General features: G+C 58.4%; 17 protein-coding genes and 3 pseudogenes. 14 read left to right on the top strand and 6 right to left on the bottom strand.

Annotated features, from left to right (window positions below):
- Position 1 precedes the first annotated feature (1 nt).
- From NKH63_RS26720 to NKH63_RS26705, 4 genes are all read left to right on the top strand, one after another.
- Positions 2-442, top strand: a complete 441-nt coding sequence (locus NKH63_RS26720) for a TadE/TadG family type IV pilus assembly protein (protein WP_352919460.1) — start codon at positions 2-4, stop codon at positions 440-442.
- Positions 443-482: 40 nt separating this feature from the next.
- Positions 483-836, top strand: coding sequence for a TadE/TadG family type IV pilus assembly protein (locus tag NKH63_RS26715; RefSeq protein WP_352919457.1), 354 nt, complete (start codon positions 483-485; stop codon positions 834-836).
- A 292-nt stretch (positions 837-1,128) separates the two neighbouring features.
- On the top strand, positions 1,129-1,413 hold the full coding sequence (locus NKH63_RS26710; protein WP_023680838.1) for a PilZ domain-containing protein: 285 nt from the start codon (positions 1,129-1,131) through the stop codon (positions 1,411-1,413).
- An 825-nt stretch (positions 1,414-2,238) separates the two neighbouring features.
- Complete coding sequence (locus NKH63_RS26705) at positions 2,239-2,436, top strand: hypothetical protein (RefSeq protein ID WP_352919454.1); 198 nt, start codon at positions 2,239-2,241, stop codon at positions 2,434-2,436.
- 463 nt (positions 2,437-2,899) lie between these two features.
- Here the strand turns inward: NKH63_RS26705 and NKH63_RS31400 are convergent.
- Positions 2,900-3,863: pseudogene (locus NKH63_RS31400) on the bottom strand (glycogen debranching N-terminal domain-containing protein); the annotation flags it as partial.
- Between the two features lie 466 nt (positions 3,864-4,329).
- Between NKH63_RS31400 and NKH63_RS26690 the strand changes: the two are divergent.
- The 4 genes from NKH63_RS26690 to NKH63_RS26675 all read left to right on the top strand — a co-directional run bounded on the left by NKH63_RS26690 (position 4,330) and on the right by NKH63_RS26675 (position 6,107).
- A complete protein-coding gene (locus NKH63_RS26690; protein ID WP_352508186.1) occupies positions 4,330-4,560 on the top strand; it encodes a hypothetical protein in 231 nt (76 codons plus the stop codon).
- A gap of 262 nt (positions 4,561-4,822) precedes the next feature.
- Entirely contained in the window at positions 4,823-5,041 is a 219-nt protein-coding gene (locus NKH63_RS26685; RefSeq protein WP_352508188.1) for a hypothetical protein, read from the top strand.
- A 262-nt stretch (positions 5,042-5,303) separates the two neighbouring features.
- Positions 5,304-5,639, top strand: a complete 336-nt coding sequence (locus tag NKH63_RS26680) for a DUF982 domain-containing protein (protein ID WP_352508190.1) — start codon at positions 5,304-5,306, stop codon at positions 5,637-5,639.
- Positions 5,640-5,861: 222 nt separating this feature from the next.
- Positions 5,862-6,107, top strand: coding sequence for a DUF982 domain-containing protein (locus tag NKH63_RS26675; protein ID WP_352846830.1), 246 nt, complete (start codon positions 5,862-5,864; stop codon positions 6,105-6,107).
- A gap of 713 nt (positions 6,108-6,820) precedes the next feature.
- Here the strand turns inward: NKH63_RS26675 and NKH63_RS26670 are convergent.
- Positions 6,821-7,282: a hypothetical protein gene (locus NKH63_RS26670; protein ID WP_352919448.1), complete on the bottom strand. Its 462-nt coding sequence runs from the start codon at positions 7,280-7,282 to the stop codon at positions 6,821-6,823.
- A 342-nt stretch (positions 7,283-7,624) separates the two neighbouring features.
- Here NKH63_RS26670 and NKH63_RS26665 point away from each other — a divergent pair, with 342 nt between their 5' ends.
- A complete protein-coding gene (locus NKH63_RS26665) occupies positions 7,625-7,900 on the top strand; it encodes a hypothetical protein (protein ID WP_352508193.1) in 276 nt (91 codons plus the stop codon).
- 4 nt (positions 7,901-7,904) lie between these two features.
- Here NKH63_RS26665 and NKH63_RS26660 read toward each other — a convergent pair whose 3' ends face one another.
- The gene (locus NKH63_RS26660) at positions 7,905-8,168 is read right to left on the bottom strand and encodes a hypothetical protein (protein ID WP_352508194.1); all 264 of its coding nucleotides are present in this window, start codon (positions 8,166-8,168) and stop codon (positions 7,905-7,907) included.
- Positions 8,169-8,473: 305 nt separating this feature from the next.
- Here NKH63_RS26660 and NKH63_RS26655 point away from each other — a divergent pair, with 305 nt between their 5' ends.
- The 4 genes from NKH63_RS26655 to NKH63_RS26640 all read left to right on the top strand — a co-directional run bounded on the left by NKH63_RS26655 (position 8,474) and on the right by NKH63_RS26640 (position 12,490).
- Positions 8,474-8,713, top strand: coding sequence for a hypothetical protein (locus NKH63_RS26655; RefSeq protein ID WP_352919445.1), 240 nt, complete (start codon positions 8,474-8,476; stop codon positions 8,711-8,713).
- A gap of 15 nt (positions 8,714-8,728) precedes the next feature.
- Positions 8,729-8,935, top strand: a complete 207-nt coding sequence (locus NKH63_RS26650; RefSeq protein WP_352919442.1) for a hypothetical protein — start codon at positions 8,729-8,731, stop codon at positions 8,933-8,935.
- Between the two features lie 838 nt (positions 8,936-9,773).
- Positions 9,774-10,535, top strand: a complete 762-nt coding sequence (locus tag NKH63_RS26645) for a hypothetical protein (protein ID WP_352846821.1) — start codon at positions 9,774-9,776, stop codon at positions 10,533-10,535.
- Positions 10,536-10,546: 11 nt separating this feature from the next.
- On the top strand, positions 10,547-12,490 hold the full coding sequence (locus NKH63_RS26640; protein WP_352919439.1) for a GMC oxidoreductase: 1,944 nt from the start codon (positions 10,547-10,549) through the stop codon (positions 12,488-12,490).
- Between the two features lie 159 nt (positions 12,491-12,649).
- Here the strand turns inward: NKH63_RS26640 and NKH63_RS26635 are convergent, their stop codons facing one another.
- The 3 genes and pseudogenes from NKH63_RS26635 to NKH63_RS26625 form a co-directional block, all read right to left on the bottom strand.
- On the bottom strand, positions 12,650-13,801 hold the full coding sequence (locus tag NKH63_RS26635; RefSeq protein ID WP_352919438.1) for a hypothetical protein: 1,152 nt from the start codon (positions 13,799-13,801) through the stop codon (positions 12,650-12,652).
- 844 nt (positions 13,802-14,645) lie between these two features.
- Positions 14,646-15,575 (bottom strand): annotated as a pseudogene (locus NKH63_RS26630) (tyrosine-type recombinase/integrase); the annotation flags it as partial.
- 100 nt (positions 15,576-15,675) lie between these two features.
- Complete coding sequence (locus NKH63_RS26625; protein ID WP_352919435.1) at positions 15,676-16,467, bottom strand: DUF1194 domain-containing protein; 792 nt, start codon at positions 16,465-16,467, stop codon at positions 15,676-15,678.
- A gap of 212 nt (positions 16,468-16,679) precedes the next feature.
- On the opposite strand from NKH63_RS26625, the pseudogene NKH63_RS26620 reads away from it, so the two are divergent.
- Positions 16,680-16,931: pseudogene (locus NKH63_RS26620) on the top strand (transposase); the annotation flags it as partial.
- Positions 16,932-17,274: the final 343 nt, after the last annotated feature.

Raw genomic sequence — 17,274 nt, 5'->3', positions numbered from 1 at the left:
CGTGGAACGGCGATCCGTCCGGATCTTCCGGAGCGATTCGGGTGTTGCTGCGGTAGAGTTTGCGCTGATTGTGCCGATCCTTTGCCTGGTACTTCTTGGCGTCATTAACGGCTGGTCTTTCGTGTCAAGCGCGCTGTCGATGCGTGCAGGCGTCAAAACGGCGGCGAACCTCGTGATGCAAGGCGCAGCCGACGACGCGGCCACCAAAGCCGTCGCCCTTTCGAGCTGGGAAAATCATCCCGATGACGCGCAGGTGACGCTGAGCCGGAAATATATGTGGGGGATCACCGTGGTCGATCCATCTGTCCTGTGCGACAGTTTGAAAGCTCCCGCGGTTTTCGTCGAAATACAGGCGACAGCCATCTGGTTCCCGCCCTTCAGTTTTGGCGATTTTTCCTTCTCGCGCGAGCTCAGCCACAAACAGGTGATTCGTGTCCGCTAAAGCGAGAGCCTTCATACGTGGGGCATCAGGCGGAGCCGCATTGGAGTTCGCGCTGATCGCGCCTATTCTGATAACGCTTTTGATCGGCATCTTCGCATTCGGCTGGGCTCTGAATGCCATGTCGAGTGTTCGCTACACGCTGGAAACGTCCTCACGTGCGCTGCAAATGAAGAATTCGCTGACCGAAGCAGAGATAAAAGCGATAGCCACGGCAAAATTGCTGAGTTTGGGATTGAGCGACGTCGACGTAACAATAGCAATCGACGCCCCCAGCGGCGGCTTTCGAATGGCACATCTGACCGCCAAATATGCGTTCGTGATCGAGTTCCCGTATTTCGACCGGTATCCGATTAATTATGCGACAACCGTCACGGTTCCGTTGATTGGAACATAAGGCTCATTCTAGTCGGACGCCGCAGCTAGTTCTCCATAAAAAGCCTGCAGCGAAGCTCTTCCTTGCCGCAAGGTGCTTCACGCGGGCTCTGATCCCCGGCTTGACCCATTGGGGTCGCCGGCCGCTTTGGCAAGCCCTTTGGTAGGAGGCCGGCATGCTCCTGAAACGTACTTCCACAACCGATCCCGCATGTCACGCCGCCTCTGACGATAACGCTATGTTCATCAGCCAAGCTCAATTATCTGGCAGACCAAAAGCTACACGAAGCAACAGACGCCGGGAATTAGGCGAAATGGCTGAAGACGAACAGAGGCGCCAACGCAGGCAGCGCGTCTTCAAGGGCGCAACAATCCTGACCGGCATGACCCATTCCGAGGTCACGTGCACGGTGCGCAACATGCATGCCGGCGGCGCCGAACTGAAGGCCTCGATCGACGCTCGCGTCCCCGACGAATTCCTGCTCTATGTGCCGACCGACGGCATCGCCTACAAGGCGGTGGTTCGTTGGCGTCGCGAAGACCGCATCGGCGTCATGTTCACCGGCACCGAGCCAAAGCCGCACTGGCACTACGGCTAAATCCCCTGAACCACACCTCGTAGCCGTATGCTGGGCGGTGATTGACCCCATCCTTTGGACGCCTTGTTCCTCCTCCAGAATTTCTTCGACTTAGGTGGGCGACAACCATTCTGGCGCCGACTGACTGCTCGCTTCCATTATCGGTTTGCCGACCATCGTTGGAGATTTCAGAATAGCTACTGCTCTCGCCCTCTCCACCGTCCTGATGGTTTAAACAGTGCTCGTGCATTTCGAGACGGTCCGAGTCGTCGCGAGGATGCGGCGCTGGTGGGGTCGGTCTGCTCGTGTGGAACTGCTCGCATTCATTACGCCTGCGTTTGTCGCGCACCTGCTCGGTATTGGGCAGGGGAATAAAGGGCGCTTTTCCCCCACAAGCAGAAAACCGGCCTTCCCCTTGCTTCGGCCTGGGGCCTGCAGCACCGACACGGCACTCGGTAGCGGGTGCCGCCGTCATCTTTTTCATGCCGTCGCGAATCGTCACGTGATCGGTCCGAAAGGTGATGGTTTTGGTCCGTCGAGACGACAGCGACATTCGCCTGACTGGGAAGGACGGGGTCAGAGTGCCTGTCATATCAGGGAACCTCGTGCAATTTGTCGACCAGCCCACAAAGTTCCAAAAAAACGGACCGTTCGCTTTGAGGTTGAGTTGCGCCTTAGTGCTTCCCTTGTGATCTTCCTCAGCGTCCGCTGTTTTGACAGGGAGCGCATTGGTCATTCGGCCCATCGCGCTTTTCTGCGGCCCGCCGTTTCGCCCGACATCAGGGAACGATATCGCCCCCCATGTATTAGAAACCCATGGACACTATGGAACCCCACGGCCACGGGATGGCGGCCGATCTTTTGACATCGGAAGTTGCCAATGCCAGGCAGCGCATCCACCGGACCGAGCTCGCGCTTCAACGCACCGAAGAAATGCTGGCCGAAAATCTCGCGCTGTGCAGGAGGATACTAACTGCGGTCGAGGCCGCAGACCGCTTGGTGAAGATCGATCCCCCCAGCTTTGAAGGACGTCGCGCGGATTGAACTGGGCCGGCGGTTCATTCGTCGCGACCTTCAGGCCACCGCCACCACTCGCGCTCAAGCACGGCGGCAACCAGGTCGACAGACGGCGAGCGCGGCTCATGGTGCGCGGCCTGGTGCTCGCGAGGAACCCGTCATCCGGCATGCGCTCCACTGCCTCGAAATGCCATCGCGCGCGCGGCGTTAGCGCCAACAGAAGGAAAACGCGGGGCCTGAGGCCCCACACCCCCACTCCGTTCCGCTTCGCGGACGGATATGCTCGCTCCCTTGCTCATGTGGCACTATCCGGTGTTGAGCCATATTGCTTTTGAGAGCGAAGGATGCGGCTGATCGCCGTCGCATAGCGGCTGATCTCGGCGTCGATCTGGTGGGGTAAAGCCTCGGCGTTCGAGCTTCTTCCGCTCCTGTGCAACATGCAGCGACCAGTAGCGCTGTCCGGCTTGGTAGGTGCGAGCGTTCAGCGCGGTTGGTATGCTGCGAAGACGTAACCTTGCACCTCGACTAAGGCGATCGGTCCCTTGGGAACAGTGCCGTCGGTATGGAAAGATCGCATCGGCACTGTCCTTCCAGCCCTGATTGAAGAGGCCCGTATCCGCTGCCCTGCTGTAGGTAACGAACCCCTCCCCATTGCGGGCTCCGACTTTTTCCATCCAAGCCGTGGCAGCACCCAGTGATTCCCAAATGCGATCGACAAAGTCCTCATCTCCGGTCCTGTCGGCCGAACGGCAACTCGCGAAGCACGGCCATCTCGCCCTTGCGCGTTTCGTGCATGATCTTGCCTGGGTCCGCGTCTCCGAAGACGGACGTCTCGGTCGATTGGCAGCGGGCGAGAAACGCCAGCACGCCACGGGCAAGCTCGGGATTGAGCCAGAGCATCTGCAAGGCGGAAATGACTCCGTCGCGACCAAAGGCGGTTGAGAACCATGGAATGCCGGCATACGGGTATGGTCCCGTCGCGAGGTCGGTTGTCAGGAGCGCGATGTCGGCACGTGTGCGGGCCAGCCAGTCATTGAACACGCGTCCGGAACTGAAAACGGTGGCGCCTTGCCGGCGCTTTGAGCGAAATCGCACATCGCGCTCGCCCAGCGGCGGCGCGAAACCGGTCACTGGACGGAATCTCTTCGCCGTGACCGACCATCCAGATGGAGGATCCTGCGGTCACGGCTCGGCACGACAATGCGGAACTCGGCGTAACTGGAATGCACCTGATCCGGCTCCGCAATGACCGACTGGCGCGCCACATTATCAAGCCCTTCGTACCGAAATGTGACGCTTGCCTCACCAATCAGCGCGTCATGGGCACGACCGTGATGGCTACGCGTGGTGCCGCGCACCGCGAACATGTCTCGGAAATCGGCATCGAAGTCGACACGGACCGGCAACGCAATCTCGCGCGCGAAGTAGTTGGTGAAGGTAATGCGCTCGAGCAACGGGGGGTCTTCGCGCGAGCCAGTTATCCGATCTCCCGCTCAGAAATTTCTACCAAATATTCCGACCTCCTGATGGAACCCATTCGTTGCGGGCGAGTTGCGGCTCATTGGGACGGACTTCCCGAACATGACAACGAGCAACAAAGCAGACCATCAGTCTGTCTCCGAAGCGTTTCGGAAACTGATCCGTTCCGAAGGCTATCGTCATCACGTACAAACATTCTTAAATCTGGAGGTCGAACCAGAACTGCCGCCAACCCTGCAGTCATTACTTGCGGCTATTGATCGGGCCAAACAGGGCCCGACGGAAGAAGGTCCCTAGCCGGCTGGCTGAGCGTCAGGTCAAAGAGTATAGAGGCTCGCTTCGTGGCTTCTCCCCTGATTCTCACTCAGAACTTATCAAACATTCTTCTTGATTTTTCTCGACAGAGGGTCATGAATGTTTCGCTGAGGTGGGAGGCCTGGTATGAACGTTTGGACGAACTGCCGACCTATCAAAGTGACTGCCAATGAGCTTGTTGAAGAGCTGATTTTACGAGCCCGGCGCGGCCAAATCATCATCTCCGTCAAAGAGACTATCGCAGCGGTGCGCCGAGACGGGCTACATCTGGCGGAAAGTGACTGCGAGCTGGTGGAGCTTATTGTCGATCTTGCCCCAACCTTTGGCATGTTCGTCGCGTTCGACCTTCGCGAATAGCCTGATGGCAGGTTCTTCCCTCCGGTATACGTCGGGGACGATTCGACCCAAGGTTGTGGACGAAAGGCGGATCGAAGCGCGCTCTATGGTCGGAGGGGGTCTGCGCGCGAGCCAATTATCCGATCACCGATCAGAAACTCGAGCTAAAAATTGCTGACTGTTGCGGCCTAGCACCGTGCCAATTCGTACGATTCGTACATGGCGTTGATGTCGGTCAGGAAGTGAGTAGATTCCCCTTCGGCGTGTCCCTGGGGAGGGCCGGATGAGCGTCGCGCAAAGGGTCGGTCCGCTTCTAGAGCAAGCAATCACTGTACTCCTCAACAGGGCGGACCGTCGCGACACGGTCTCGATCAAAGCGGCACTACGCGAAGCTCGGGAGGCTGCGCCTTGTTTGGTGGCCTCCGACGAAGAACTAACCAAGGCGATCCTCGAGGCAGCAACTGCCATGGGCCTCTACGTGCCTTTCGACGGTCGCGAATAGCTGTCAGCCAACTTCGCTTGTCGTGACCTGGCAATGGCGACCGTGTGCTGCCATTCATTCTCGATATTCCCGCCTTGGCGTGACAGCCCTCACATTAACGCTCTCGCCGAGGACGAATAAGCATCGGATGCCGCAGATTTCCGAATGGTCCTTTGAGGCGATCGCCGCAATGGCTAGACCGACAACAAGCGAAATGACTAGGGCGACACCCACCGGAAGATGATGCATACCGGCTTCGTACCGACCGCTCGGATAAACGTCGATGAACGTTTGGAAACACCCGTCACGGACTCAGACCATCCCTAACAAATGGTTAGCCGTCCTAATCGCTGAGCCGGTTTATAGAGAGGAAACCCTGGCTCGCCACTGGTTCAACCCTCCGGTCCCCGTCAAGACCGAGCGTCCCGGGATCATCCACAATGTCAACAACGCCGAGACAGCCGGCGAGGAGCTGATGAAGTGGACCAAGCGTGGCCCTTGCTGGGATCTCGCGGTGCGCGTTTGCATGGCCGTGATTTTCGATGAGATGGAACCCGAGGAGGCCCGCAAGGCATTCCTGGCTGCTGCAAAAGAGGAGGGGACATTACTCCCCCAATGACAAGTAGCTAACTTGAACTGCGGTAAAGGTTCTCTGACCAACACCGCCTTCGCGAAAGGAGCCCGCCGCCGGTGAGGGAGAGGCGACGGACCCCCCACAGCGGCTGCACATCCACGAAGAATCCCGCTGCCACCTCTAAACCCGCGAGGGCCTACATCGTTCCCTTAGCTGCGGCTAAAGCGGGGTTGGTCGGCGGGCTCTTGGCGCTCTAAGTTCCCCCTTATGGGTCCTCCCTGGTTCTCTCCACCGGTCTACGTGAAGACGAAACGTCCGGGCATTCGCAATGGGGTCAGCCACGTCGAGGGAGCCGCCGAGGAACTCATGGGGTGGGACACAAAGGGCCCGAAGTGGACCAAGGCGGTCCAATCCTGCGTCGATGCGTTCCAGGGCAGCGCCTCCCCCCAAGAGGTGCGTGAAGCCTTTGAGGCGGCTGCCAAGGAGGCCAACGTGTATCTCTCCCCTGAGTAGGAGGTACAGGGTCTTGGTGTGGTGATCGAGGTATGCACGAGCTTGGTCGCCGCCATCGGGCAGAACCCCCCTTGGCGGCAAAGCTTGCTCCATGAAATTGATGGCGCCGTCATTATCGAAGCGGCGATGGCGAAATTGGCATGGTGAATGTTTGCAGGCGCTTGAACCCTTGGGAGCATAGCTGTTGGAGGTCATCGATATTGTCTTTTGGTTTCAGGGTGAGGTTGCGCCGGCGTTTGTCTGTCTCCAGGCCGGATACAATCAAGCGGTCTTGCGACGGGTCCGGACGAACGCAGCGTCAGCGCTGCTCCGCAGCAGCGGGCTGCAGACGGCGGTCGCCAGCCAGCTTGAGGCGCAGTTGCCCGCAACCACTCGCCATCTTCTCCGAGCGGATCGCAGGACAGCTACGCGATTCTGAGCACTGCCAAATCGGCCTAATTTTCCACTGCCGAATGGACGATGAGACGCGTAAGCGAGTTTCCGGACCGGAAGCTATGCGTTGGGTTGCCCAAACGATGCAGAGGCGCTGCTGTGTTGGCGCGACACGCTCGACCGCAGGTGCGGACGGGAATTTTGGAGAGGCCCGTCGTGACTGGGGATTGCGCCGGTATTGGCGACGCGCGAAGACCGGGTCGATATCCGGGCGAAGGCAGCCCCTGCGACGCAACTTCATACCGGAGACTGGAGGCCGCGCTGGGAGGTTGTTGCTTAGGCTACCAACTCAAAGTAATTGTCCGGGAGAGTTCAGCGATGTCGCCATAGATCATCGAACCTGTGACGAGAAAACATTTATCACCGAGGACTTCGAAGAGTGAGCTTGCCGCGGTACAAACCGGCAGGTTCTTCGAATTGGCGTACGTGCCGAGGGGCGCGGTTTCGACCTTACGGTCCTTGGCTTCGGCACAGCCGACACTGATCGCGAGGATTGCGATAGCAATGAGAGTCGTCTTGCTCATATTTTGCCTCTGGAGCCAGCTCTTGTCGGGTAAGTCGCGCGATGCATCAAAGTAGCACCGGCCCACGAACGGCTTCATCCATCGATTGGAGGAAGCGGGCTCATTCATAATTAGCAATATCTTGAGTAAGGCGCCGAGCGCACCAGACTCATGGAACGGCGCGCGGAATTTCCATTCGTGACGAGGTGCCGATCCCGGCCGCCTTCGCAAACGGGTCACTCAGCGCTGCGTAAACGTCTCGATTCCGAGCTATAGCTTTCCGCATTCGATCATCGATCATACCAAGGCGAAGAAGGGGCAGCAGATCGAGCTTACCGGACAGATCACGCGCATAGACGAGGAAGGCGGCAGGGTGACCGTCGATCTGGGACCGCTGGTGACGATCGAGATCGACAAGGTCAGGCTGGTCGAGAAGTACAGGACGCCAAAGCGCAAGAAGCCGCTGCGCGACATGGTGGATTAGCTCGCGGACCGCCGCTTATCCACGCGACATCGGTACCACTCAAACGAATGGCAATTTTCTGTCTGAATGCGTTTAGGGTCCATGCTCGGAGACCACGCATGGGTATCGCGCGGGAGACAGGTGACTCCCCGTTTCAAGGCTTCGAGATGCTACGAGCACTGAACAGTCAGTTTCTTAGACCTAAAGATCGGGCGATCTGCCAGCGAGTTGTCGACCAGGTAACTGCCGACGCCAAATGGTACAGCACCCCGATAGACGGTCAGATTCTGGCCTCGACCACGCTGAATCTCTTTCAATCAGGGGTCGTAAACGAAACGAATTTGCTGGCACATGTTCGCGCGCGGCGCCACGACTTCACTAAACTGACAGGCTAGTTCTTCACCCTCGCGACATGGGCGCGAAATGCGGTTCTTCGTAATCCGCCGGGCGGTCATGCAGCAAGTTGAGCGCCCGCTTTAGGGCCCGATGCAAATTGTCGATGGCGTCGTAGTGCGGACAGAACGGCCTTAGGGACAACTGCGCGACCCGCAGTTCCTTCGTCAGTAGCCAAGCCTGCCGTTCGATCTTGGCAAGATGATACTCGGAAATCTGTTCATGGCGGCGACGGTGCGGCATCCCGCAAAATAGGAATATATTCGGCATCCCGTCAAGGCACATAGACTTCGTCCCGCCCTCAACGCATGCTCGCCGCGCGCATTTTGGGGAAGCATGAAAATCAAGTTATGTGCGTTTGTAGCCATCAGCGTTTTGTCGGGCTGCGCTACTCGCCCAGCCGACATCAAGCCCGTGCTGGTTTCGTCCAGCGTATAAGCGGGCACGTCCTGCAGCCATTTGGAAGCCGAACTTTTCCGAACGAGTTCCGACCTGGCCCGATAATGGCCGTACAACACAGGACGGCCCGCCATGACGTGGATGGCGTGTTTTGGCTTGGCTTGCCGGTTGGCAGCATGATGGACAACACAGACATCAAGGCAGGTGAAGCCAAGATCGGCGAGCTGAAGGGCAACATGGACGCGATCAACGCAGCCCGACGAAGGGCGGCTGTGTTGCACTCTGTAAGCCGCTCCAACGTTAAAATTGTCGGCTTGCTTCCCGCCCTCGCGACTGCGGAGTGGTCGTTTCATCGATTGACTCGCGTAATGCACCGGCAGTTAATCTCCCCGCCAGGGCAAAAAGAGGGGCTATGAAACTGGGAGAAAACGATGACTGTCCAAAAAGAAGACTATCGAACCAACAGAGCCGACTACGCCATAGCTGCCATGCATAGCCGAGCGACCGCTGAGGGCGATCGTGACGATTTGGTGGCGAGGAAAAAGTCCCTGTGGGTAACAGATCGGCGATCTGCAAAATTGGCTGCAAACCCGTCCGAAAGCTCGCCAGAACTCAAGGCAAAAGCGCGCGGTAAGTGAATTGATTGAGCCCCTACGTGCCGATTGGGAGGCTGTGCAAGGACAGGTGAAGGAACTGCGGGATGCCGGAAATCATCCGGCAGCGTTGGCTGCAGTGAAGACTTATCACCATAAGCTCTGCACGACGCGCGTCCTCGACCTGGCCCGTGGAACCGGAAACTTCCTCTATGTTAGCCTGGAACTGATGAAACGCCAGCTATCCTGACATCTTAAATCATTGAACTCATGAGCTATGCCTTCCATAGTAACTTGACGGAAGACTATCGCGAGACATGCCGGGCCCGCACTAACGTAATGGGGCGAGACTATCGGCACTCTGACGTTTTGCACGCTTTTCTCTGACATACTGAGCGCGAGAACAGAGCGTCAAAAGACAGCGCCTGTGGAGTTCGAGGATCAGGTGGGACGGATTCCCGCGCGAGAATTCAGGCGCATCGTTTGAGGGAGGCGGCCACTTCGTTAGATCCGAGCACGCAACGTGCGGTGCGAAAAGGCGCCGCGAATGCGATTAAACGGGTCAGTCTTATCCAGTCAACAGCCCCAGAGCGTTGATTGCACTGTGGATGACAAATCTTTCGGGTAGACAGCTAATATACTTTCCGGTTCTCTGGGGTCGCAATCAGATCGAAGGAGCGGGATCGTGCATCGTATGACTGTGAGTCAGCACCGAAGCCTGACCCCGCACGAGTAGAGGGTAACGCATTGATTTGTTGACCACAATCTTGCATTAGTACGGTCAATATTCGCGCCGGGGATGACCCCATCGATATCCCGAGTTTGCAAGAGCATATATTCCAATCAACCTCGGATAGGCATATCGTGCCAAGGTGAACATTCTATGGGAATGATTTCCGACGCAGAAGTTCGTGACACTCTTACCAAACTCGCGCGGCAGCTGTTCCCGCTGGAAAGCTGGGTCAAAGATGGTCAGAAATACGTTCCGCCCAATGCGCCGGATCTTCCTTGGCGCGGGTCCGGGCCGACGCTGTCGATCGAGTCGCTTCGCGCTGTTGAGCGCCTCGATCTCCTTATAGAGTCTGATTCAAACGAGGCCCTGCGTGTCCGATGGAACAAGATCGCGACTGCTCCCCTCTGGTTTGAACCGAGCCTCCACCATCCTGCAGACTGGCGGGCGCAGCACAAGCTCGATGAAGCGGCTGCCTTCGCGCCTGTCGATTCCGAGAACTTCGTGATCGCGACGGTAGATCCGAAGACTAAGCTCAAGCTGCCGCGCGCGAGATCGGAATTCTACGCGGCGTGCTGGCCACTGCTAATGAAGGCGCAGACCCAGCGCGTGTTTCCCGACGACGCGAGCTGGCTCCAGTTCGCGAAGAATCTGCTCGCCGATGAACTAGCGGCCTGGCCACCCACGGAAGCTGTTAAATCGTCTGACTTCATCAAGCGCTTCGCCAAGGACATTGCGATCTGTCTGCTCGACTTGGAAAGTCCGTTCTTGCCTGTCGATGAGCAAGGAGAATTGTGGCAGCGCGCGGTGCTGATCGAGGCAGGAGAGCACCGTCATCGGCACAACGTCTACAATCCCGAACAGGTTCAGGAAGCTGTCGCTCAGTTCGACGCCAAGGTAACCGCTCTGCTCTAACGGAGACAGCAATGACCGAGAAACCGAACTTCGTGGTGGTGGGGTCCGGCGGCGGCGGCGGAACCATCGCGTGGCTCCTCGCCAAGGCGGGCTACAGTGTCACACTGCTAGAACAGGGACGTGACATCACGAAGGAGTTTGAGGCTATGCCAGGTCATCCGCAGGATGAGCCTGGGTTCAACTCGTCGGCCCATATAGAGGAGTACTTTCGCCTTCGCAAGCCCGACCCGAAGCGAAGGTTGCGCGGCGACTACACAACCTTTCGCCGTTTCGAGAAGGATACTGCCAAGCCGTTCGTCAACGGCTGGACGGGCTCGGTTCTTGGTGGAGGGTCCACGATCTGGGGCACTTGGTCCTACCGCCCAATGCCCCTGGACTTCCTGCTGAACACGCACTTCTCGGAAACGAAGCAACTGGCGCAGCTCGCGCAAGAGGGCTACGCGGTGCCGGACTGGCCCATCGGGTACGGCGACATGCTGCCGTATTACAGGGTCGCAGAGGCGCTGATGGGCGTCAGCGGCGACCGGGGCGAGATGAACAACGCGGTTGAGCAGAGCGCTTGGTACAAGGGTTTTAATCACCCGGCATATTTCGGCGACAAGCAACATTGGTTCGACACGACGCCACTGCCCTGCGGAGCCTACCCGATCACGCCGGTCGGACACTTCGCCAAGCTGGGCATGCATCACGCTGGCATGTGGCCTGTGCCCCTGCCCTGCGCCATCGTTCAACCCGGCAGCGCCCCCTACCAGACCCGCGAGAAGATTGCCGCGGCACTGGCGACATGGACCTCCAACGACCGGCCTGAATTCTGGCAGCAGAAGGCGGACCAGATCTGGAGCGAAGCCAAGCGAAACGCATGCAACATGTGCGGCTTCTGTGGCGAGTACATCTGCTGGGGCAAGGAGGAGGCGCCGAAGTTCGGCACCCGCGTCACAACGCTCAGGGAACTGGACGCGCTTCGGTCTGAGGGCAAGGTGCAGATTCACTGCAACGCCAAGGCCATTGAGGTCATGTTCGACAAGGCGGCTGGCCGGGGAACGGGAGTGCGCTATCTCGACATCAGCGACCCCGACAACCCAGTGCTCAAAGAGCAGTTGGCTGACAACGTGATCGTGTCGTGCGGGGCGATCCAGACCGCGCGCCTGCTGCGCTTGTCGGGTCCACCCGAAGGGTTGGGCAACCGGGGCGATCAACTGGGGAGGAACGCCACCTTCCACCTCTTCGGGCTTGGCGTAAAGATCACCCTCGACAAAGCGTTTCAGGGCATGGTCCACGGTGAATTCGGAGCAACCGGCAACGTGACCAGCTATGAGCCCTATTTCCTCCAAGAGCCCGTTACCAAGAACTGGATCAAGGCCGGGACTCTAACGAGCACGGCCAAGAAGAACCCGCTCGAAAACGCCGCCGCCTACTTCGACTCGCAACGAGGCGCGGCGCTCCAGCCGCTCAAGGAAATCGAGACATACGCGCGGTCCATGGAGCTGAGGCTAACGGCCGACGATTTACCCATGCCTCGCAACCGCGTTGACCTCGATCCCAAGCACGTCGACGAGTACGGCATCCCCACCGCCCGAGTCACGCGGGATCTTGGCCCCAATGAGTGGAGGATGTACGAATTGGCCCTCCCGATGTTCGAGAAATCCGTCGCGAAGTTCAGGAGCAACGGCAACAAGAAGATCATTGAGACGTTCGGGGCCTCGCCCGCGATCGTCGATCTCATCGGTGACCACCAGATGGGGACCTGCCGAATGGGGCCTGACGACGACGTGAAATCCGAGCGGTCCGTCCTCGACTCGCATTGTCGCCTGCATGAGGCGCGCAACGTTTTCGTCGTGGACTCTAGCTTCATGCCCACAGGCTTTGGATTGAATCCGATGTTGACAGTGGTAGCCAATGCGCTCCGGGTCGGTTCGTGGATCGTGCAGCAGGAGAAGCGCGGTCTCCTGAGTTAGAATGTCTGACCGGCGCCAGCGTATCCATCCCCTCGGTACGCATTCATCTATCTAGTCAAGCCCGAGGGGACGCGACGTCGCAAGCTGGACGCGCCGCTTGGCTGGCGTCGCGACATCACAAGTGGGCTCTGGCACGACAGAATCTGCATGTGGATCCTGTTATTCCAGCTTGAGATTCAACACGTCCGGGCAATGATCGGACAGCCGGACGTTATCTTTCGGCTGCGCATTCGGCCACGGCACTTGTCCGCCGCTTGCCGGCGTCACCAAGGCGCCGACCTTTGCCCCATATAGGAAAAACTCGATCGGCGCGAAGAAGTACTCGTCCTGCTCGGCCAGGCTGGCCGGCATGGCGTTGCGCTTCTCCAGCCAGCACAGCGATGCTTCCTTGTACGGCTGACGCATCATCAACGTATCGGGCCGATTGTCCTGATCGAGACCGTCTCTATTCGGCGCGAATGCCGTCAGAGCGGTCCACACTTCGTCCTGCGTCCTGCCTCCACCTAAATCAAGGCGACGGTTGAAGTCGCCGACAATCATCCAAGCCTCGCCGGCATCCTCGCGCGCCCTGATCCACTTGTGCAGGGGAAACATCTGCCGCCCTAGCGTGTCACAGGCGAACTTGGCGGGCGGGTCCAGCGCAGGATCCCTGGTGAAGAATTTCCGGTCGACCCGGTCATCGAAACAGCCCGACTTCAAATGCACGACCAGCACGCGCAAGCGGCTGGCACCGTCCCGCAGGATGACATCGAGGCCCCACCGCACGTCACGGATAGTTCCGTTGTCGTCGGATTTGACATTCAATTCTGGCAAATCGGCGACCATGTCGAGGACTAGACCCGCACTCTCCTTCAGCGCAATCGCCGTGAACTGCTGCCGTTCGGCGGCGACCGGCATGTGCGGCGTTTCGCCCACTCGCGTACAGACCGGCCCCGACTGGTTCATGTGCTCGAGCACGGCGTATTGCCCGCTGATACAATGCGTCCATCCATCGGCTACCGGGAAGACTTCATTGATGGCGGCGGGGCTGGTCACCTCCTGCAGGAACATCACATCCGCCGCAATGAGATCACGCCATTTGCGCAGGTCCGCGAAGTCGGCGGCCGTCCGGTGGTAATCATCTGGAAACACCGTCGCCGTATCGGCCGAATGCACCAGTGTCTGCACATTCCAGTTGCCAAGCCGGTGCTCGCCAGCCTCAACTGCCGTCGAAAATAACGACGCCGCCACAAGGGCAAGAACTTTCACCACCATCTTCCAGCACCCCTCCGTCGATGACAGCAATACGATTGCTACAGCACCGTTGTACAACAGTGCGCAAGTATGTGTCCGATTATTATTGCGGCGCGGATCCAATGTCGCCCAACTGTTGCCAAAGACGGTCTTGAGGCCTGGTCGGAGCGGTCGGGGAGCGGGTCCTGGCATGTTGACGAGATCGCACTGACTTACCCGTCCAGGAGGCAGCGAAGTGCGTTCGTTGGCGACAACGCGCAGTTCAGTTCGTCAGCTTGCTAGACGGACGAGAGAGCCGTTCCGGCTGCAACTCGGAAATGAGCGAACTGCGCCTTCCCGGAGCTTCGTCCAGTTGGCAATGACGGTCGCGTACCAGGCTACTCGACTCCATTTGACGTCGCTCGGCATTGGCCTTGATCTTCCATAGCCTCGACAATAGCTTTGGCTCCTCGGTCGACGACACGTCGACGAGGAAGGCCTTGTCCGGTATTCCGAGCCCGAAAGGTGTGCCGCCGCGGAACTTCCCTCGAAGGGGAAGTCGTCGTGGCGTGAACCTAGCGACGCTCATCCGACACCAAGAACCGCAAGAGCGGTACGGCGCGTGTTAAGAACCGCGCCTGACCCAACGCCGAGGCGGGGATCGCCGTTGCTCACCTACAGCGGAAAAGGTGCAAGTGGGAGGGATGATCAGCGCCCGCAATGGCGTCATCGATCATGCCGCGAATGAACCTGATAGTAAGTCGAGAATACGAGGACATCAGAGAGGATCGATCTAGTCGTGGAACGCCTCGGATCAACAGCCTCTCATTCCCTAGTTGGCCCTCCAGCTAGGCGACAAAGCTGGCGCCAGAAGGGGACATCGACTTGTGAGGGCCCCCGTCAAGCTGATCTGCCGCTGTGGCGTTGGTTGGGTTAACGCTGGTCAACCTTGCAGCGCGCTGCTGCCGTCGGTCACGGCAGTTGAAAGTGGCGTCACATTGGACATCGCGGGGTTGCTCTGTCCCAGGAAGTGAGCAAGGGCCGATTTCCTCGAGTCCCGATCGAGCGCATAGACGGTGTGGGTGAATGCGACGCCGTCCAGCAGGCCCTGAATGTAGCCAGCGATGCTGTCGGCCGCCATGATGAGCGCGGTGTCCACGGTATGGATGTAGCGGCTCGTTATCGTCCCGCGTGAATGCCCAACCAAGGCTGCAATGGTTGCTTCGGTGAACCCAAGGTCGTTGCCGATGCTGGCGAAGCTGTGCCGCAGGACATGCGGCGTAATGCCGGCTAGATCGGTAGCTTTGAACAGCTTCGTCCACTGTCTGGGGAAGGCTCCGAATGGCGTGTCATCCTCCCAGCCGGGAAAGACATAGTCCTCGGCATCTTGTTCCTCGTTGCGGCGGCTCTCGAGATACTCCAGCACAGGCAGACCGATTGGACGCACCGACGCGCCCTCCTTGCTGTCGGTCAGACGCAGGCAACTTCCTTCAGGATCGACTTCGCCACACTGCAAACCAATGATCTCGCTGCGCCGGCACCCAGTCAGCGCGATCACCCGGATGATTTCTGCAGTGGTCTCGTATTGCCGGTCCTCGACCGCCTTCCGCAGAATATCGCCGAGTATGCGATACTCCTGTTCGCTGAGACGGCGGGCGTTGACCTGGTCCGTCGGCTTGCGAACGCCATGCACCGGGTTCTGCTCGATGATACCGAGTTCGACCGCATAGGTGAGAATGCCACCGAAGAGACCTATCGTCCGGGCAGCTGTGCCGGCACCACCGCGGACGATAGCGCGCCCACGCAGTTTGTCGGTCTTGACGTTCGCACGTGTCTTGCCCGCCATGATCTGCCTATACGTGCCGCCTAGGTCCTTCTAACACTCTGTCCATCATTCCAACTCCGGCCTCGTCACCGAAGATTTCTTCGACAGATTTATAGGGAGCCTTCCCGCGCGTATCGGTGCGATCGTTCTAAGAGCGTTTCTCTCCGGAGATGGAACTTACTTCTCGAATTAGCTTGTTGATTATGGCCCATTGAAATTCAGCCGAGCTGTCGGCTGGAATGATAAACGAGCCGGGCCCCCCGATAACGTGCCGCTCGTAATATTCCGCGGTGGTCTCGCCATTTTCCATTTCCGCGCCCATCGGGAGACCGTTGATGACGATGGCCTTCTGAAGCGCTCTCAGGCGGCTTTCTTCAAGTGAAGATCCGTCATTGTTTGTTCCGTCGCCTGAGATATCGATGACCCTGCGCAACGTCGGGACAGGAAGTTTGTCAAAGGCATCAACAGACACATCAATGGCGTATGAGATCGATGTTTTTGCACCGTGCGGATCTCGGTGTAGGCCTTCCGACCTTTTCCGAATTGCTTCCGCGACAACCGACGCATCATTCGCCTCAGAAAGAACGGTCCAATCCACCCGCGTTTTTAAGGAGCCGCGGCTCGACCATTCGACAAAAGTGACAGCGATCTTGCCGTGCATACCCTCTTTGATCACCTTCAACACGGTCGGTGACTCCAAAGCAGCCGCATAGCTCTCGCGTTGTAGCGTGGCCTCTATCTGGTTGATGGAGCCCGACATATCGACCGCAAGGACGATCGCGACATCGACTTCGGCGGTTGGGTCCTCGAGAGGAAGCTTTTCACGAATTTCACAAGGGCAAAGATCGTTCGTATAAGAACTGCCGTGAACAGGCTGGTCAGGGATCAGCAGCACTCTTAACAATCCTGCGCTCAACACAGTAAAGGAGAGGACTTGCATCTCCCATCTATCCTCATGAGCTTATGGGGTTTGGTTCTGCTAGTTGCAGAATTTCAACTAAATCTGAAGCGAGCAAGTCTAGCAGATGAAGCTAGGGGACTTGCCCTAGACAGTAGCACATTCATATTAGCTCTACATAATTTTAAGAGTCAACAAATACAGGAGGGGGCAACCGGAGCGGGTATCCGCTGCCGCGCATCCCGCAGGGTTGGATCGGCCATCTGCTGCCCCGTCCGGTCGGACGTCCTCCTCTTTATGTGCGCCGGTATTACGCCAACTTCCGTTATCAGGCGGCAAGCTGGACGACACCACACCGCGTCGTCGCCAGGGTCGAGTGGCATCCGGGCGAGCTTGTTCCCAGCATCGGCTTCATCGTCACCAACCTGTCGAGACCGCCTGAGAACGTTGTCGCCTTCTACAACCAGCGCGGCACCTGCGAGCAATACCATGGCGGAGGTCGCTATCCCAAGGCAACTCTTCGCCGACATCCTGCGGCTGATGGCGGAACTCCGGTCATCGCCCGATCCGTCACCGGCGTGACCGGCCCGGTTGTCATGCGTTCCAGCAAAACCAAGGGAGAGCTCTGCCTTGAAGAAAGCGAAATCCACATTCTCGGCCAGCAACGGGCAGACATCACGCTTTGGCGGATCACCAACGCCATTTTGCCGGGGTCTGGTCTTGCAACTGGTGCCAGTTTGCGCAAACCTCAGTCTCAACAGACTGGTAATCCGGTGGATGCCTGATTACCTGAATCTGGGAGGGGCGAAGTGTTAGGCGAGCCCATTACCGTTCTGATGGTCAATGAGT

This window comes from Mesorhizobium sp. M0960 (genome assembly GCF_040319055.1).
Taxonomy (GTDB): Bacteria; Pseudomonadota; Alphaproteobacteria; order Rhizobiales; family Rhizobiaceae; genus Mesorhizobium.
This window is presented reverse-complemented; position numbering and strand designations above follow the sequence as displayed.

What these genes read in the sequence shown, in the direction of transcription:
- NKH63_RS26640 (WP_352919439.1), top strand. Translation starts at nt 10,547, where the DNA reads ATGACCGAGAAACCGAACTTCGTGGTGGTGGGGTCCGGCGGCGGCGGC.
- NKH63_RS26650 (WP_352919442.1), top strand. Translation starts at nt 8,729, where the DNA reads ATGACTGTCCAAAAAGAAGACTATCGAACCAACAGAGCCGACTACGCC.
- NKH63_RS26625 (WP_352919435.1), bottom strand. Translation starts at nt 16,467, where the DNA reads ATGCAAGTCCTCTCCTTTACTGTGTTGAGCGCAGGATTGTTAAGAGTG.
- NKH63_RS26675 (WP_352846830.1), top strand. Translation starts at nt 5,862, where the DNA reads ATGGGTCCTCCCTGGTTCTCTCCACCGGTCTACGTGAAGACGAAACGT.
- NKH63_RS26685 (WP_352508188.1), top strand. Translation starts at nt 4,823, where the DNA reads ATGAGCGTCGCGCAAAGGGTCGGTCCGCTTCTAGAGCAAGCAATCACT.
- NKH63_RS26655 (WP_352919445.1), top strand. Translation starts at nt 8,474, where the DNA reads ATGATGGACAACACAGACATCAAGGCAGGTGAAGCCAAGATCGGCGAG.
- NKH63_RS26710 (WP_023680838.1), top strand. Translation starts at nt 1,129, where the DNA reads ATGGCTGAAGACGAACAGAGGCGCCAACGCAGGCAGCGCGTCTTCAAG.
- NKH63_RS26665 (WP_352508193.1), top strand. Translation starts at nt 7,625, where the DNA reads ATGGGTATCGCGCGGGAGACAGGTGACTCCCCGTTTCAAGGCTTCGAG.
- NKH63_RS26705 (WP_352919454.1), top strand. Translation starts at nt 2,239, where the DNA reads ATGGCGGCCGATCTTTTGACATCGGAAGTTGCCAATGCCAGGCAGCGC.
- NKH63_RS26645 (WP_352846821.1), top strand. Translation starts at nt 9,774, where the DNA reads ATGGGAATGATTTCCGACGCAGAAGTTCGTGACACTCTTACCAAACTC.
- NKH63_RS26690 (WP_352508186.1), top strand. Translation starts at nt 4,330, where the DNA reads ATGAACGTTTGGACGAACTGCCGACCTATCAAAGTGACTGCCAATGAG.
- NKH63_RS26680 (WP_352508190.1), top strand. Translation starts at nt 5,304, where the DNA reads ATGAACGTTTGGAAACACCCGTCACGGACTCAGACCATCCCTAACAAA.
- NKH63_RS26660 (WP_352508194.1), bottom strand. Translation starts at nt 8,168, where the DNA reads ATGCCGAATATATTCCTATTTTGCGGGATGCCGCACCGTCGCCGCCAT.